Here is a 2593-nt window from a genome sequence, read left to right as displayed (position 1 = left end):
CGTAAGCACCCGGCGACTGCCGCCTTGCTGAATATTTCTATTCTGGTTCAGCTATGAATCATGAGCGATTCAAGAGATAGAGACGCGGTACTACCTGCGAGTGTCGCAGGTAGTACCGCAGAGAGGCTCCAAGGGAGCGGTATGGAGGCAGGAGAGCGAGACAGGCTGGCGGAAGCCTCGCGGATCGAGATCGTTTCAGATCGCCGCCGCTGGCACGCCCCTGAATTTCGCGCGCGCGTGGTCATCGCGTCCTACGAGAGCCGGCGCCCCGTAAGGGAGGTGGCTGCACAGTATGGTGTTCATCCAAGCCTGGTGTTTCGGTGGCGGCGAGAGGCCCGGGCCAAAGCGCAGGGCGGAACATCGTTCGTGCCTGTCATGGTGGCTCCGGCACCTCAGCCGCAGGCATTGGAGCGTCGAAGCGAACAGGGAACGCCGCCTGGCCGAGCGGTCAGCGTGGTCTTTCCGGACGGTGTGCGGCTCGAATTCGACACGGGGCTGTCCGCTGATCGTCTGCGTGAGATTGTGGGCGCGCTGCGGTCATGATTCCGCTTCCCTCCACGCTGAGGATATGGCTGGCGGCCGGCGTGACCGATATGCGCCTCGGGATGCCCGGGCTGGCCCTGAAAGTCCAGGAAACGCTGGGTCGTGATCCTTTCGCCGGCGACGTTTATGTCTTCAGGGGAAAGCGCGGCGACCTGGTGAAACTGATCTGGCACGATGGCGTAGGCCTGTCATTATATGCGAAGCGGATCGAGCGTGGGCATTTCCTCTGGCCCTCGGCCAGGGACGGGGTGATCCATCTTTCCCCGTCACAATTAAGTTGCCTGCTGGAAGGGATCGACTGGAGAAACCCGCAGAAAACCTGGAGACCCGAACTGGCGGGATAATAAAAACTGCGCCAGATCAGCATATACTGGTACTCTTTTGAGCGCCCATGTGGTCAACTGTCTTCATGACGGGAGACACGGACGAGATGATGGCCCTGCGCGCGGCACTTGCCGCGGTCGAGGCGCGCGCTCAGGTCGCCGAATTCCGGGCGTCTTCTGCCGAAACCCGGGCCACTGCCGCTGAAACCCGAGCGATCAGCGCCGAGGCGCAGATCGCCCATCTCAAGCACCTCATTGCGCGGATGCGCCAGGACCGTTTCGGGGCCTCATCGGAGCGGGGGCGCCGTCTGCTGGCCCAGTTCGAACTCGAACTGGAAGATCTGGAGACGGCGCACGCCGAGGATGCGCCGGAAAACGCTCCGGATCCTGCCGTGCGGGCGACAGCGCCCCGGCGCAATCACGGTCGCCAGCCGTTGCGCGCCGATCTCCCGCGCGAACGGGTCGTCATCCCCGTGCCGACACATTGCCCGTGCTGTGGCGGCGAGCGCCTGAGCAAACTGGGGGAGAGCGTCACCGAGACGCTGGAGGTGATCCCGCGCCAGTTCAAGGTGATTCAGACGATACGCGAGAAATTCACCTGCCGCGACTGCGAGAACATCATCCAGCCCCCGGCACCTTTCCACCCGATCGCGCGCGGACGGGCCGGGCCAAAGCTGCTTGCGGGCATCCTGTGCGACAAGTTCCTGCAGCATCTGCCGCTGAACCGGCAGAGCGCCGCATTTGCCCGTGAGGGGATCGATCTCGATACCTCGACGCTGGCCGACTGGGTGGGGGCCTGCACGGCGACGCTGGCGCCCCTTACCGCGCTGATCCGGGCACATGTGCTGGCAGCCCGGCGTCTGCATGCGGACGATACCACAGTGCCCGTGCTGGCCAGGGGGCGCACCGTGACCGGACGGTTGTGGAATTACGTGCGCGACGATGCCCCATTTGGCGGCCTCGCGCCCCCAGCCGTGTGGTTCCGCTACTCCCGAGACCGCAAAGGTGAACATCCGGCCGACCATCTCACCGGCTGGACCGGAATCCTGCAATCAGACGCCTATGGCGGATACACCCACCTGGCAAAGCCGGGACGCCAGCCCGCGCCTGTTGTTCCGGCCGGCTGCTGGGCGCATGGACGCCGGGGACTGTTCAAGATTGCCGAAAAGGACAAGGCGCCACTCGCCATAGAGGCCGTGCGCCGGATCGACGCCATATTCGACGCCGAACGCGCGATCAACGGCAGCTCCGCCGCACATCGGCTGGAGATCCGCAAGGAGAGCATCGCCCCGCTGGTCGAGGAGTTGCTCGACTGGATGCGCGATACCTGCCGGCGCATGTCGTCCAAAAACCCCATCGCCCAGGCAATGAACTATATTCTCAGACGGGGCGATACATTCACGGTATTTCTGGAAGACGGTCGGATCTGTCTGACGAATAACGCGGCGGAACGCGCAATCCGGGGTATCGCACTGGGGAGAAAAGCCTGGCTGTTCGCCGGCTCCGATCGTGGCGGTGAAAGAGCCGCCGCCATGTATTCCCTCGTCGTCACCTGCCGCCTGAACGAGGTCGATCCTCAGGCATGGCTCGCCGATGTGCTCGCCCGCATCAACGACACTCCCAACCCACGCCTCCATGAACTCCTGCCCTGGCATTGGAAACCCATTGCTCAAGGCGAGAATAACGTCGCTGCCTGATCACGCCCGCGTCTCTCGCCGGATGGTTAC

The 2593-nt window shown here is 63.7% G+C and carries 3 protein-coding genes; all 3 read left to right on the top strand.

Going from position 1 to position 2593, the window contains the following annotated elements; genetic code table 11:
• The first annotated feature begins 141 nt into the window (after positions 1 to 141).
• Positions 142 to 543: an IS66-like element accessory protein TnpA gene (gene tnpA / locus CFR79_RS15215; RefSeq protein WP_039732708.1), complete on the top strand. Its 402-nt coding sequence runs from the start codon at positions 142 to 144 to the stop codon at positions 541 to 543.
• Positions 540 to 887 (top strand): IS66 family insertion sequence element accessory protein TnpB, encoded by a 348-nt coding sequence (gene tnpB / locus CFR79_RS15210; RefSeq protein ID WP_039734451.1) that lies wholly within the window; start codon positions 540 to 542, stop codon positions 885 to 887. Before tnpA ends, tnpB begins: the two co-directional genes overlap by 4 nt.
• A 65-nt stretch (positions 888 to 952) precedes the next feature.
• Positions 953 to 2563 carry an IS66 family transposase gene (gene tnpC / locus CFR79_RS15205; RefSeq protein WP_110548445.1) on the top strand — a complete coding sequence of 537 codons (1611 nt, stop codon included), beginning with the start codon at positions 953 to 955 and terminating at the stop codon, positions 2561 to 2563.
• The last annotated feature ends 30 nt before the right edge of the window (positions 2564 to 2593 follow it).

It is taken from the genome of Komagataeibacter saccharivorans (assembly GCF_003207825.1).
GTDB lineage: Bacteria > Pseudomonadota > Alphaproteobacteria > Acetobacterales > Acetobacteraceae > Komagataeibacter > Komagataeibacter saccharivorans.
Note: the sequence above shows the minus strand (reverse complement) of the source record. Positions and strands in the feature narration are given on the sequence as shown.